The sequence below is a fragment of the Megasphaera sp. An286 genome (genome assembly GCF_002163455.1).
Classification (GTDB): Bacteria; Bacillota; Negativicutes; order Veillonellales; family Megasphaeraceae; genus Megasphaera; species Megasphaera stantonii.
Genome location: NZ_NFIY01000001.1, coordinates 72780 through 86479, shown reverse-complemented (window position 1 = coordinate 86479; position 13700 = coordinate 72780). Strand labels below are relative to the sequence as shown.

At 48.4% G+C, this 13700-nt stretch carries 11 protein-coding genes; 3 read left to right on the top strand and 8 right to left on the bottom strand.

The genetic code is table 11. The annotated features are described in order from the left end of the window. Positions 1 to 122: 122 nt before the first annotated feature. Complete coding sequence (locus tag B5F80_RS00355) at positions 123 to 1646, bottom strand: hypothetical protein (protein WP_087476825.1); 1524 nt, start codon at positions 1644 to 1646, stop codon at positions 123 to 125. Continuing rightward, entirely contained in the window at positions 1639 to 2784 is a 1146-nt protein-coding gene (locus B5F80_RS00350; RefSeq protein ID WP_232818803.1) for a hypothetical protein, read from the bottom strand. Before B5F80_RS00350 ends, B5F80_RS00355 begins: the two co-directional genes overlap by 8 nt. Before the next feature lie 318 nt (positions 2785 to 3102). Between B5F80_RS00350 and B5F80_RS00345 the strand changes: the two genes are divergently transcribed. Both B5F80_RS00345 and B5F80_RS00340 read left to right on the top strand, forming a co-directional pair. Continuing rightward, positions 3103 to 3651, top strand: coding sequence for an NADH peroxidase (locus B5F80_RS00345; RefSeq protein ID WP_087476824.1), 549 nt, complete (start codon positions 3103 to 3105; stop codon positions 3649 to 3651). A 107-nt stretch (positions 3652 to 3758) separates the two neighbouring features. After that, entirely contained in the window at positions 3759 to 4607 is an 849-nt protein-coding gene (locus B5F80_RS00340) for a hypothetical protein (RefSeq protein ID WP_087476823.1), read from the top strand. Between the two features lie 82 nt (positions 4608 to 4689). On the opposite strand, the gene B5F80_RS00335 is transcribed toward B5F80_RS00340, so the two are convergent. From B5F80_RS00335 to dpaL, 6 genes are all read right to left on the bottom strand, one after another. Further along, complete coding sequence (locus tag B5F80_RS00335; protein WP_158099937.1) at positions 4690 to 6402, bottom strand: cation:proton antiporter; 1713 nt, start codon at positions 6400 to 6402, stop codon at positions 4690 to 4692. Positions 6403 to 6605: 203 nt separating this feature from the next. Then, positions 6606 to 7286 (bottom strand): VTT domain-containing protein, encoded by a 681-nt coding sequence (locus B5F80_RS00330; protein ID WP_087476821.1) that lies wholly within the window; start codon positions 7284 to 7286, stop codon positions 6606 to 6608. A gap of 25 nt (positions 7287 to 7311) precedes the next feature. After that, positions 7312 to 8397: an anthranilate phosphoribosyltransferase gene (gene trpD / locus B5F80_RS00325; protein ID WP_087476820.1), complete on the bottom strand. Its 1086-nt coding sequence runs from the start codon at positions 8395 to 8397 to the stop codon at positions 7312 to 7314. A gap of 318 nt (positions 8398 to 8715) precedes the next feature. Next, a complete protein-coding gene (locus tag B5F80_RS00320) occupies positions 8716 to 9870 on the bottom strand; it encodes a M20 aminoacylase family protein (RefSeq protein ID WP_204246300.1) in 1155 nt (384 codons plus the stop codon). A gap of 138 nt (positions 9871 to 10008) precedes the next feature. Then, entirely contained in the window at positions 10009 to 11280 is a 1272-nt protein-coding gene (locus B5F80_RS00315) for an alanine/glycine:cation symporter family protein (RefSeq protein ID WP_204246299.1), read from the bottom strand. A 15-nt stretch (positions 11281 to 11295) separates the two neighbouring features. Further along, the gene (gene dpaL, locus B5F80_RS00310) at positions 11296 to 12483 is read right to left on the bottom strand and encodes a diaminopropionate ammonia-lyase (RefSeq protein ID WP_087476818.1); all 1188 of its coding nucleotides are present in this window, start codon (positions 12481 to 12483) and stop codon (positions 11296 to 11298) included. Positions 12484 to 12682: 199 nt separating this feature from the next. On the opposite strand from dpaL, the gene B5F80_RS00305 reads away from it, so the two are divergent. After that, on the top strand, positions 12683 to 13495 hold the full coding sequence (locus B5F80_RS00305; RefSeq protein WP_087476817.1) for an AraC family ligand binding domain-containing protein: 813 nt from the start codon (positions 12683 to 12685) through the stop codon (positions 13493 to 13495). Positions 13496 to 13700: the final 205 nt, after the last annotated feature.

Here is a 13700-nt window from a genome sequence, read left to right as displayed (position 1 = left end):
TAATGGTATTCTATTCTTTATATTATACATGCAAAGCATCGTTTTCCTCATAGTTTTTCTGTAAAATATAGGTAAAAAAGAACTGCGGCGTCACGCTCTGTCCGCCGCAGTTTATACATCTGCTAGAATCTGAAATCCTTGGGTATAACTTCAAGATCCCATTCATCCTCAACTTCTTTATACGTAATAATCGCTGTAAAAGAATGGAGATCCCGCACCCAGGTATAGTTGCGGTCCGAAATATCTCCGCTGTCTAAATTCTTCGCTAAGGAGAAAATAATCGTATCGCGAGGCGTCAAAATATATCCGACAGAAAACCCTTTCTGCCGCGGATCGTCTATCGTATCAAACCGATACGGCGTAAATCCGCTGACGTTGTGCTTTTTATACCAAAAGCTGGTCCACAAGCGGTCGTTGATGCTCTGGCTGAGCACGACGCCCCAGTACGGATCGCGGCGTTCCGCATCCTTTACAGAATACCAGTCCCTGCGGTATCCCGAAAAGAACCGAATATTGGCCCGTTTCCACAACGGAAGGGGACGATGGGTAATCTCCGCGCGGAAGCCCCGGTGGGAGCCTGTTTCCTGCCCGTCTTCCGACCAGCGGCCCCAGCTGGCAGATCCATCGATATAAATACCTGTATCGCCTAAGTAAAGGCGGGGCATAAAGTATTCCAATTCAGGCCACTTCGTCGCCCAGATATTATCGTCGTTATCGCTGCTTTCTTCCGAACCGTAGCCAAAGGCAAAGGTACCAAACTTCGTATATTTTTCAACTTTAGCCGTAGGTTTAAACCCATTCTTAGAAGTCAAAGCATAGCGCATATTAAAAGCTAAATCGCCGCTTTGGTTCAAGGGGATATTCGCATGACCCCGCACGCCGAATCCATCGTCGCTATTATATGTCGGCCGCGGCAATAGCGTAAACAACCACGAATTTCGGTTATCTTCTTCGTCTAACCGTCCTTCATAGTGTCCGTATGTCAGCAAGCAGACGTGCTTAAACCATAGCTTTGTATTTTCAGCCGTAAATTTTTCTCCGGGATAAATGCGGATATCATCGCCGGTAATATAGTAGTCCGGCGTCTTAGCCACGGCGTGAGGCGTCGTAATCAAGCCGTGCTTGACGTAGCCGACGCCGTCGACCATTTCCGCCCCCGTACCGCGGATATACGTGCCCGGCCCGATAAAGCCTTCAATCGTATCCATGCTGGCATCGCCGTCTTTGCTGTTATAAATGATGCCTGTCCCGGAAAGGGCATTCTCACTGGTAAGGTATACGGCTGGTCCCGGCGTATGGTACAACTGATTATTCGTACTGCCTTCAATATAGCTGGTATGCAGCTCGTCCATTCCCTGCTGCAAGTCGACGTTGCCGCGGCCCTGAATATACCCATCTGCACTGCGTACAACCAGGGAATCAGCCGTCATATGGACAGGCTGCTGCGGCAATACGATATCATACGCTTCCGACGCCGCGTCGAGATCAATGGGAACGATCTCCCCTGCGCCGTCCTGTCCGTCAATGCGGGCCACTTCTGCCATCGTTTCCTGCCCGGTCTTAGAAACATCGCCGCTCCCGTCTGCCGCCCATATGGAAAACGGAAGAAGCGCAGCCAAAATAGAGGCTGTCCACGTTTTATTCATGTACGTCACCTGTCACCTGTTCGTCTGAAGGAGTAATCGTTACTACGACTTCTTCAGATTCGTCGTTTTGATCCTCTGCTTCGCTGTCGCCGCCTAATTCTACCGGCGTCACGTCGCCGTAATATCCCGTTTCATGGGTCGGCTCCGTCGTTTCTGCGTCAGGATATGCCGGCACGACGACGCCGCTGGCAGCCATATCGGCAGTCCGCATGTCATCGGGAGTACCTACTGCTCTAAATCCCATCACTTCGGTATTATCCTTCGCTTCTGCAAGCATTTCCGTACCGACGGGAATATCTACGTCATTGCCATGAACGAATAAGCCGCCTACCAGGCCGACCGGTCCCAGGATAATGGCTCCAGCAGCCGACGCGCCGACGGCTCCGGCCGTCCGTTTATATTCTTCTTTTGTCTTTTCGCCGATAATCAGCGGAACCGGCGTGTTGTCAGCGGCCCGCACGGTATGATACGTAATTTCGATCTTTCCGTCTTTGCCAAACATGCCCGATTTTCTGGCATTGGTAATCGTCCCTTCGGCTTCCATGCCGCGGGGAATGGCGACGACATCGCCTACGACGACGTCTTCACTAACGGCGAAATGCACCGTATCGCCTTCCTGAGCCGTTTTGGAGTTCAAGGCTTCTAAATTTTTCATTTTGACAATCGTTCCGGCAGGAATCGTAACCGACTGCGATACGTATTTCGTATCTCCCAGCAGGGCCTGGCGCAGGGACAGTACGCGGCCTTTCAACGCGCCCGTAATCACCTTGCCGTCGATGCCTTCTTCCAAGGCGTCAACACGGACCAAAATCGGTTCCTCCGTTACCTGACCGGAATACTGCCACTGCATGAGATTGACTGCCGCTACTAACGACAGGTCCGATCCGGAATTTCCATATACGTCTTTATACAAAGCATTGGTTTTCTCCTGCAGGCTGCCCGACACGGTGGACTGTCCGTTCAGCAGCTTATCCAGAGCCGCCACGCGTTCGTTGAGCGAGCCCGTCTGCGTCGTGCCGTACACAGTCGTTTCCACTTTATCCGCTTTTTCCAAAATTGTATAATCAGCTGCGCCGGCCGTCATAGCGCCGCATAAAGCCATGACCGCCAGCAGGCAGGAAACTTTTTTCTTCCACATGCTTCATTCCTCCTTGTCGTACCCAGCCGCATATAATGACTGTTCGTAGAAAAGCCTTCCCGGCATATGATACATAAGAATACTTATATATCATTATATAAAAATAAGGCTTAAAAAGCAACAATTTGCCCTTATCTGCGCAAGCTCATTCTCCCTCTCTCATAAAAAATTAACAAAAAATATACAAAATAGACCTTGCTTTTACTTCTGCCGTCTGTTATAATAACAGCATAACAAATAACCCTTATTTGTTAATAGCATTTAATATTCAATTTCAATTTAATATTAAATTCATTCTATTTTCAGGAGGTTATGAACATGAAAAAATTTGTTTGCGGTATCTGCGGTTATGTATATGAAGGTATGGAAGCTCCGGAAAAATGTCCTCAGTGCGGCGCTCCGAAAGAAAAATTCACGGAAATGGTTGCCGGCGTAAAAGAATACGCTGACGAACATAGAGTCGGCGTCGCTAAAGGCGTAGACGAAAGAATCATCGAAGGCTTGCAGCTCAACTTCACGGGCGAATGCTCCGAAGTCGGTATGTACCTCGCTATGAGCCGCGTTGCTGACCGTCAGGGCTATCCGGAAGTTGCCGAAGCTTACAAACGCATTGCATTTGAAGAAGCTGAACACGCAGCTAAATTTGCCGAACTCCTTGGCGAAGTCGTAACAGACGATACGAAGACCAACCTCGAACTCCGCGCTGCCGCAGAACAGGGCGCTTGCGCTGGCAAAAAAGAATTGGCTACGTTGGCAAAACAGCTCAACCTCGACGCTATCCATGACACGGTTCATGAAATGGCAAAAGACGAAGCTCGCCATGGCCGCGTATTCGACGGCTTGCTTGCCCGTTACTTTGCAAAATAAGATTTCCCTTGCAATTGGACGACCTGCATCAATTGATGCAGGTCGTTTTTTATATAGGTTCATAGTATAATATTTGTAACGAAATCTATCTGAAGGAGGCGGTTTTCATGAAACGACTACTCTCATCGCTATGCATCCCCATTGCCTTAGCCCTGCTGTGCGTCCCCGTTCAGGCCGAAGATTACGAACATTGGAGCGATGCAGCCTATGAATTTCACAACGTGCGCCGCATCTACATCGACGAACTGCAAACGCCGCCGGACGCCATTTCCAGCACGATGAAAGCCCGCCGGCTCAAGGAGTATTTCTTCGAACAAGCAAAAGAGCTGGACGATTGGACCGTGGTCATGCCGACCCTTCCGCCGCCCGTGCCGCCGTCTCCCCTGGCAGCGCCGCCGGAACCAGCAGAACTGCCGAAGCAGACAGAAGCCAGTTCTGCCGAGCTGCACCATGTTTCCTCCAGCGATTCGGCAGCTGGTCTTCCCGATTCGCCTCCTGCCGCAGTATCTGAAACCGAACCGACGCCGCCAGCTCCCGCGCCAATTGCAGCCGAGCCTGCAGAGCCGCCCCAGGCTCCAACAGACGCCATCCCGCTGGAAGCTGCCGATTCCGACCTCTACGTCAAGGCAACCGTCACGACCTATTATGTCGGAACAGGATTGATACCCGCCCATATGGAATGGGAATCGTATATGATCCGCGACGTGGCCTACGACAGGCGAGGACGGCCCCACTGGTTTTCCCGCCGCATCAGTTATCCCGTATACGTGCCGAACACCTACGTCCCCCTGGCAACGGTAGGCGTTCAATTTATCGTATACGACGTAAAAACGGGAAAAGCCGTGTCGATGAGCGAAGATAACCGCACACGCGGCTCATCGCAGGATCTATACGGCGTGTATAAGCGCATCGTCGACAGATTCTACAAAAATTTGAAAAAAGATTTAAAAGAATAGGCCATAACCGCACATACCGTATGAAACAGCGCGCAGGATTCCCCTTCTCCTGCGCGCTGTTTTGCTGCCAGTGCAACGGTCTTTATTTCGCTTTTCTATTATTCAAATACAATTCAATCGTATGGGACAATTCATGAGCCACGGCATCTTCCTCAAATAAAATGCTGTCGGCACCGGCCTGCTTCAGCAAGGCCTCGTCGTTTAAAAAGCGCGAACGGGCAAAGATTTTTATGGTCGCGCTGCAGTTTCGCGCCGCCATAGCCGCTGCCGCAGCCCCTGCTACGTCGGGAATCGTGATGATAAAGCAGTCGGCCTGCTCCGCGCCGGCGGCCTTCAAGACCTCTTCCCGCGACACGTCGCCGTACATAGCCAGCTTGCCCTGTTCATTCAGCAGGGAAACGGTTTTAAGATTCATATCGACGACGACGGGCTCCATGCCGCGCCGCTCCAACAAAGCCGCCGCCCGCCGCCCCGTAGGACCATATCCGGCGATAATCGCCCTGGGCCGTTCCGTCTTTTCGCTGCGAACTCGTTCTGCATATACGCTGCCCAGCGAAGCCGCTTTGGATTCCATGCGGAACGTAAGCCAGCGCCAAAGCTTCGGCTGCTTCCTGGCCCATGCCTCGGCCTCGGTCATGCGGCCCATAAAAAATGGATTGGCGGCGATAGAAATCATGGCGCAGACGATGAGGACGCTGAAAATATCCCGGGAAATCAGCTGCAGCGAATACCCCGTCTGAGCCAAGATGAAAGAAAATTCACCGACCTGAGCCAGGCTGGCCGCGACGGTAAAGGCAGTCGTCGGAGAGTAGCCCAAGACGGCAACGACTATGACGGTCACCAACGGCTTGATCAGGACGACGATGAGCAAGGAAACGATAACGACGACAGGCCGTTCGATAAGAAACTGCGGATCGAACAACATGCCGACAGAAAGGAAAAACAAAATGGCAAAAGCGTCGCGCAAGGGAATCAGCTCCGCGCCGGCCTGATGGCTCACATGGCTCTTTCCGACGACCATGCCTCCCAAAAAGGCCCCCAAGGCAAAGGAAGCGTTAAAAATATAGGCTGCGCCTACGGCCGTGAGAAAGGCTACGGCCAGTACCGTCAGGGTAAACAACTCCTGCGAACGAGTCTGCACCACCTGTTTCAGCATCCACGGCATACAGCGTCCGCCGATGACGATGACCAAGCCCCACAGCATTGCCAGTTTGATAACGGCCAGGGCGACTGCCCATATCAGCATCGTCAGGGAAATGCCTGCGCCCGACGCCAGCGACGGGCCGACTGCCGGCAGCAGCACCAGCATGAGCACGGTAAAAATATCTTCTACGACCAGCCATCCGACGGCAACGGTACCGTGTATCGTCGGCAGCTTGCCGCTGTCAGTCAGAACGCGCAGCAAGACGACCGTACTGGCTACGGATAACCCGAGGCCGAGAAACAATCCTTCCACAAAGGAGTAGCCTAAGGCCATGGCCGCCGCGATGCCGCACAGGGTAGCCGACAGACTTTGCAGAATCGCGCCGGGAATGGCCACTCCTTTCACCTTCAGCAAATCGTCCATATGGAAATGCAGTCCCACGCCGAACATAAGCAAAATAATACCGACTTCGGCTAAATTATTGGTAAGATCCTGGTCGGCGACAAATCCCGGCATGTTCGGGCCGATCAAAAAGCCCGCCGCTAAATAGCCTACGATAGGCGACAACCCGATTCTTCGTGCTATATATCCAAAAAGCAAAGCCAATCCAAATCCGATGGCTAAAATTTCCAGCAAATGATATGCATGCACTGACATCACCTCTTTTTAATTATAAATAATGATTCTTTGTTCTCATTATACTAAAAAGAAGGCTCCGTGTACACGCCTTTGCTATGCGCTATTGATAAGACAATATGCTGATTTAGCCAGATATGCAGAAAACGGTATGCACCGACGTACTGCATACCGTTTTCGATTTCATCACATATTCATTTTTCACTTACGTTCCGGACTCACCTGCTGCGGCGATGCTTTTTCTGCCACCAGATAAACCCATATACGGCCGCTACGGCTACGAGAAGAATCAGCAGACGACCCCAATGCTCCTGTATGCGCAGCAAATCATGGCCCAGCCATACCTCTACGACGACGGCAGGAATTTTGCCGAGGGCATTGGCGATAAAGTGATCCCTGTACGAAATATGGCTCAAGGCGCTGAAGGCCGTGACGACCACATTAGGCGAATAGGGAATCGCCCGGCCGACCATAATCGTCCGGATACAGCTGTAGGAATCGAGCTTTTCCAGCATATTGCTCCGGCAAATGACCTTTTTAGCCTGATTGCGCAGCAGCGTCCTCGTCAGGCGAAAGCTGATTTCGATGCCGATGACTTCTCCGACCCAGGAAATCAAAATCCCCGGAACCAGACCAAATATGATGCCGTTGACCGTCAAAAAGGGGATAGAGGGAATACCGATGGCGTTGACGAAAGCAATCATAAACACGCTTACGCCGATAGCCGCGTAGCCAAACGACGCGATATAATCCGTCAGGCCATCCAGATCGCCGCGTATCATCAGCCACCACATCGTGGAATAAAAGTCCGGCAGCATCACCTGGATAAGCCATAAAATGAGGATGACTCCTGCCACCCCGCCGATGCGGAGAGTCCATCCTAATGCTTTATCTGTCATACAAATATTATCCTCATATAAAAATTTAAATCAGCGTACCTTTTATTATATCATAATCTTCGTCATCTTGGCACGATGTAATCTTGACTTTTTCCACTTTTCCCATATTTTGACTCATCATGATAAAATCTTCCAATTTTTCCATCGCCAGTCCGCTGTCGATGAGCTGAGCCGCCCGCTTCACGCCGGCTTCCAAGGTCAAGGCGCTGCCGCCTACGTACAGCCCCGCGCCGGCATTGAGGAGAACCGCCGTCCGGCAGGCGCCCTTTTCGCCCCGCAGGACACGCCGGGCAATCGCCGCGTTTTCCTTTGGCGTCCCGCCGCGCAGCTCGTACCGTTCGCACGACGGCAAGGCAAATTGTTCCGGCCAAATTTCATAGGTGCGGAAGTCCTGGCCGGAAAATTCGCAAATCAGCGTGCGGCCGGCAGCGGAAATCTCATCAGACCCGTCCCGCCCGTAGACGACCATGCCGTGTTCCACGCCCAATCGCGACAATACGCGGGCCATCGGCTCTACCAGGTCCGGCGTATTGACACCCAAAATCTCGCGGCTGGCCCGGGCCGGATTAATGAGGGGCCGCAGCACGTCAAAAATAGTCGGGACGCCGAGCTGCTCCCGTACCTTGTCGATGCGCTTCATCATATAGTAATAATACCGCGTATAAAAATAACAAATCCCAATCTGCTTCAGCATTTCCAGACAGCTGGCCGGGCTGAGAAAAATATTGACTCCCAAGGCTTCCAGCATATCGGCCGAGCCGCTCCGGGACTTCTTCGCCCGGTTGCCGTGCTTTGCCACCCAGACGCCGCCGGCAGCGACGACGATAGCGGAAGTCGTCGATATGTTGAACGTTTTGGCCCGATCGCCGCCGGTGCCGACGATATCAAATAAATCGGGCCGGCATTCCACCCGCAGGCTGTGAGCCCGCATCGCCTCGGCAAAAGCCGTCAATTCCGCCTCCGACGCGCCCTTTGTCGCCAGCGCAGCCAGGACAGCGCCGACCTGTACGTCAGAAATCGTCCCGTTCATCATGCTGTCCATGACGTACATGCATTCCCGCGCTGTCAAAGGCTGCCGTTTCGTAATCTTCTTCAATACGTTCGTCAACATATCCGACACCCCCTGTATACAAACCTAAAGGAGTTCCTCTTCATATTATATATTATACCATATTATATCTATAATACATATAAAATAAGATAAAAGGCCGATATACTTTAAATATTTCTGACTTTTATACATCTTGTACCAATCTAACGTCGAATCATTATTATCTTTCCTGCGAACACAAATAGAGCTGCCGCATGAAAACTTTTTTTCTTCGCACGGCAGCCCTTGCAATATAATTGAGCAAATAACAGGAGCGTATATTTAAACGCATTCTGGTAAGTAATTTATATTAAATTTTACGGTTTTATCCCCTTTTATTTATACTTTTACCAGCCTTTCTCTCACAAGTTCTGCAAAAAACTCTGCCCCTGTTACCAAAATATCATCATTATAATCAAAACAAGAATTGTGAAGTGGAATCGCCTCTTCTCCATCTCTTTTGCTTCCCAAAAATACAAAGCAGCCCGGCACATTCTGTATAAAGTGCCCAAAATCCTCGGAGCCCATTGTCGGGGGACAATTTTCTATTACATGTTCTTCTCCGACTACAGCTTTAGCCGCCTTTACTACATATTGAACATTATCTTTCCAGTTGAATGTGGGTGCAAACTCATGGGTATAGGTAAATTCACACTCTAAACCATTCATTTCACAGATATGTTTACAAATAGCTTCCATGCGTTTTTCAATAAGCTGCGACATCTCCGGTGTAAAACTTCTTGTATCTCCGCGGATAATAACATTAGATGGTATAGCGTTATGCGCTCCGTCCGACTCTATTTCCGTACAAGATATAACAGACGTCTCTGTAGGTGTTACATTTCTAGATACAATCGTCTGTAAAGCGCAGATAATTTCTGCGGCAGTTACCAATGGATCCTTTACGATTTCCGGAGCAGATGCGTGACCGCCTTTTCCTTTGAGCGTAATGATAAAATTATCCTCGCTAGCCTGGATGCCGCCTTCTCGCACGGCTATTGTCCCAGCCGGATATTGAGGCATGTTGTGGAGGCCATACATTTCGTCCATAGGAAATCTTTCAAAAAGGCCGTCTTCAATCATCGCTCTTGATCCCCGGCCAGGTTCTTCCGCCGGTTGGAATACAAAGCGCACGGTTCCGGAAAAATCTTTGCGCTCGGAAAGAATCTTAGCCGCCCCAAGAAGGGTAGCCGTATGGCCGTCATGGCCGCAAGCATGCATTCGATTCGGCGTCTGCGATGCATATGGAAGATTCGATGTCTCTTGCAGGCAGATGCAGTCCATATCGGCCCGCAGCCCAACAACACGTTCCCCGTTTCCTACTTTCAGCGTCCCTACTACCCCAGTTTTTCCTATCCCGGTTTCGACTTCAATTCCCATACTCCGCAACGTTTCAGCAACAAACGCCGCTGTACCAGCTTCTTCAAAGGCACATTCAGGATGCGCATGAAGATAATGTCTCCATTCAATTAACTGTACTTTTAATTCATTCACCTTAAAACGCTCCCTTCTTATCTGCATCGTTCTTTAATATCAACTGCATAGTCCCATACGGGCTGTTTTCCCTTTGCAACCTGCATCGTATAGTCTTTTAATACGTACTGGACATATTTTCTCATTCTTAATAACGTGTTATACGTTGAAAAATACCAAAAACGCTACGCTGAAATCAACGAGGTTCCAAAGAGTCGTTAACGGAAGAACAGCTCCTACCATTACCAAAATTAGGGCAAGCACCTGGTATCCTCTTACCACACCGTTAACGGAATCCCCTTTTCCTTTAAACAGATAACGGATGCCCACTTCCCCGTAAAACAAATCTGCAAGCAACGTAGTAAAACAGAACAAGAATGTAACTAATACGACGAAATAGCTTCCAAAGGCTCCAAGTATATCAGCAAATGCGAGCTGTACCAGATTCACGCCGTCCTGCCCTGTGCCCAGTCCCCCTGTCAGAAGAATGGCAAACCCAGTACATGTACAGATTACAATCGTCGTCAAGAAGGTACCAAACATGGCGGAAAATCCTTGGTTCGCCGGATGCAGTACCTTGGCGGAGGCATGCATAAACGCGGCGGCGCCGTTACCTGCGTCGTTAGAGAACAGCCCTCTGGCAACGCCGTTTCTCACAGCTTCCTTAATAGTATATCCAACGGCCCCGCCGCCTGCTGCTTCCATTGAAAACGCCGATTGCAAAATAGTTTCAAACATCGCCGGTACTTCGGTAATATGTGTAACGACAATAATCACTGTAATTGCCAGATACCCTACCGCCATAAAGGGAACGATTAGCGAAGCGGCATCCGTAATTCTCTTTACCCCGCCTAATATAATGACAGCCGCCACAGCCGTCACGATAATGCCGGGAAGCCACGCAGGAATATCTGCTACCCCTATCACGGAAGCTGCGATGGAATTATTTTGGAGCATAGCAATGCAGATACCGATTGCAAACACCGTTGTAAGCGCGTAAGCTATTGCGAGTGGCCTGCACCCTAAGCCTTTGGTCATGTAGTAGGGCGCACCGCCGTAGAAGTTGCCGTTCTTATCTTTTTCATGGAACAGTTGCCCTAAGGTTGCTTCACTAAAGCTTAAAACCATGCCAAAGACTGCCGTAATCCACATCCAGAATAATGCTCCCGGGCCGCCGGCTACCAAAGCGCTGGCTACGCCGACAAGGCTCCCTGTTCCTACCTGGCCGCCGACTGCGCCGCAGAGGGCGGCAAAACCAGAAACAGATCCGTCGTCAGACCGCAACGTACTTTTCAGCGAAGCTGCAATATGCTTTGCGCACCGAATCTGCGGTACCTTTAACGTGATCGTATACAACAAACCTGTACCGAGCAGAATCACTGCCAGCACTCCGCCCCACATAAAATTGTTAAATGCAATTATAAACGACATGGCGCGTCCTCCTTTCTACACATTACGTTCTGTATTTTCGTTACGATACCATCCGTCCCATACAATATGCCGATAGTTTTCCTTATCGGTATCTCCTTCCGTGCAGAGGCACAGCACGACGGAATCCTGTCCCAGCCCCAATTCTTTCCGGAAGCTTTCGAGTTTTGGATCATTCATCAGATTATATACAAGTCCGGATGTAACCGCTCCGCTTTCTCCTGAAATAATTCTTTCATCTCCTGCTAAAGGATTCCCCAAAACTCTCATGCCGTCAGCGGCTACGTAGTCAGGGCAAGAGAAGAAATAATCTACACGATGCTTCAGTATTTCCCAACCCACCGTACAAACTTCGCCACAACAGAGGCCAGCCATAATAGAATCCAGATCTCCATCCACTTTATGGAGTGTTCCGTCGTTCGCATTGGCAGTTTTGAATAAACAATTTGCTTTATCCGGTTCTACAATGATAATTTTTGGGGCCTTTTCTCCATAATAATTGCTAAAAAATCCAGTTACTGCGCCCGCCATCGCACCTACGCCAGCTTGGAGAAAAATATGCGTCGGTATGTTGTCGCCCATCTGCTGAACAGCTTCCCAAGCCATCGTCATGTATCCCTGCATAATCCAAGTAGGAATTTTTTCATAGCCTTCCCACGCGGTATCCTGCACAAGTATCCACCCATTCTTTTGTGCCTGCTCGCTTGCAAAACGTACTGTGTTATCATAATTTAAATCTGTAATCTCCGCTTCCGCTCCTTGCCTGCGTATGTTCTCCAATCGTTCTCTAGCAGAACCTTTCGGCATATATACAACTGCTTTCTGAGACAGATTTTTTGCAGCCCAAGCAACGCCTCTTCCATGATTTCCATCCGTCGCAGTTACAAACGTAAACGTACCTGCCGGCACCTTTGAAACATCTTCTAGCCCCATTCCCGTCTTTTCTGCCATTACTTTAGCCAAGGCATAACTCCCTCCCAGGCCTTTGAAAGCATTGAGACCAAAGCGCCTGCTTTCATCCTTGACATATAGTCCTGATATATTCAATACTTTGGATAGATTTTTCAAATGCCTCAAAGGAGTAGCTTCATACCCGTGTAAACTCCTGTGAAAGGCAACTGCTTTTTCTGCTTCTTGTACCGAAAATAAGGCGTCGCATATTCCTGCCTTTTTATCGGAAGAAAAAGGGATCATTCGTACACTCATAGTAATATACCTCCTGTTATTCTGTAATATTTTTCCCTTTTGTTATGACATAAGTGTATCATATACATTCCAAATAATTCTATCAGATTTTAATTTGTTTTTATCACATTTTTATGTTTTTCACCTTGCTATTACTAAAATTATGCTATACTTTCAGTAACATGGATCATTTTTTAACCCAGAATGCAGGTGAAAAATAATGAATGAATCTTTACCAAAATCCAGCAGCGGAAATATCGACGGCGTAATTTTGATGAACAAGAAAGACCTAAAAGAACAACTGCAGTTCTTTTCTGATGAATTTCATATTTCCATGTATACGCAAACTTATATTCACACCAAAGGCGACCATATTCCTTTTCATTGGCACGACCAGCTTCAAATAACATGGGTATATGAAGGAACATTGGAATACTGCGTGAATGGAGACAGCTTCCATCTTTCTGACGACAAACTTTTATTAGTCAATAGCCAGCTTATGCACAGCTCAAAAACCATACGGCAGGATGCGAAAACCCTCTGCATCAATTTTAGCCTGGAGGTCTTTCATCCAATGATTTTAAAACATTACATTGTGCCCTTTCTAGAGAGTAAGGGATTTTCCTATATTCTGCTGCCGTTAAAACCTTACCAGTCAGATACCTTAAAGCGTTTCTTGGACTGGACAAAATCGCCTTCCAGCTATTTTTTGATTATGAATTTTCTTTCGCAAATCTTCGAAAATGTTCTCAGAGATCATAATCCCAAAGACTCTCCGCCAAACTACGAAGAAATAGAAATGTTTCATAACGCATTAAATTATATATATGAACATTACGCGGAGCCGTTGACATTACAGCAGATAGCGGCGCAAATTATGACAAATAATAGCCGGATTTCCCTGTTATTCAAAAAATACACTCATATGTCTCCAGTTAAATTTTTAAACAAATATCGCCTTTATATCGCAAAAGACATGATTCTCCATACGGATAAACCGATTTCCGAAATCAGCGAAACAGCGAAACTGTAGGCTATAATCAGCTCAGCTATTTTATTCAAAAATTTCGGGAAAGCTATGGATTTTCTCCTTTAAAATATAGGAATAAATATGCCTTAAAACCAGATAGGGAAGAAAAATTTTAAAAATATGATAAAATTTATTTTAAGTTAAATTTTGAGTGGGTATTTTAATTTTATCCCTTAAATAGGAAGACTTCAATTTCTTTCTGAAGCTC

What these genes read in the sequence shown, in the direction of transcription:
- B5F80_RS00305 (WP_087476817.1), top strand. Translation starts at nt 12,683, where the DNA reads ATGAATGAATCTTTACCAAAATCCAGCAGCGGAAATATCGACGGCGTA.
- B5F80_RS00345 (WP_087476824.1), top strand. Translation starts at nt 3,103, where the DNA reads ATGAAAAAATTTGTTTGCGGTATCTGCGGTTATGTATATGAAGGTATG.
- B5F80_RS00350 (WP_232818803.1), bottom strand. Translation starts at nt 2,784, where the DNA reads ATGTGGAAGAAAAAAGTTTCCTGCCTGCTGGCGGTCATGGCTTTATGC.
- B5F80_RS00355 (WP_087476825.1), bottom strand. Translation starts at nt 1,646, where the DNA reads ATGAATAAAACGTGGACAGCCTCTATTTTGGCTGCGCTTCTTCCGTTT.
- dpaL (WP_087476818.1), bottom strand. Translation starts at nt 12,483, where the DNA reads ATGAGTGTACGAATGATCCCTTTTTCTTCCGATAAAAAGGCAGGAATA.
- B5F80_RS00340 (WP_087476823.1), top strand. Translation starts at nt 3,759, where the DNA reads ATGAAACGACTACTCTCATCGCTATGCATCCCCATTGCCTTAGCCCTG.
- B5F80_RS00315 (WP_204246299.1), bottom strand. Translation starts at nt 11,280, where the DNA reads ATGTCGTTTATAATTGCATTTAACAATTTTATGTGGGGCGGAGTGCTG.
- B5F80_RS00330 (WP_087476821.1), bottom strand. Translation starts at nt 7,286, where the DNA reads ATGACAGATAAAGCATTAGGATGGACTCTCCGCATCGGCGGGGTGGCA.
- trpD (WP_087476820.1), bottom strand. Translation starts at nt 8,397, where the DNA reads ATGTTGACGAACGTATTGAAGAAGATTACGAAACGGCAGCCTTTGACA.